We start from the raw sequence: 213 nt of genomic DNA, 5'->3' as shown, positions 1-213 counted from the left end.
CACCTTGCGCGTGGAACACTGTACTTCGATGTTGTACACATCGATCATCGGCTTGCCCGGTTCTTCATAAACCACCGTGACGGCCACCAGTTTCGCGCCCTTGTTGTGGTTCGATGGAACCACCGAAGTGCGGTCGGCCACATACATGACATTTTGATGGGCCCGGCCGCTGCCGTAGATGATCGACCAGTCGCCGATCGGTGTTTCTTCATC

Annotated in this window: 1 pseudogene; it reads right to left on the bottom strand. The window is 55.9% G+C overall.

Going from position 1 to position 213, the window contains the following annotated elements:
- A pseudogene (locus ACW9IB_RS29610) lies at positions 1-213 on the bottom strand (hypothetical protein); the annotation flags it as partial.

Source organism: Pseudomonas sp. SDO524_S393 (assembly GCF_054071875.1).
This window is presented reverse-complemented; position numbering and strand designations above follow the sequence as displayed.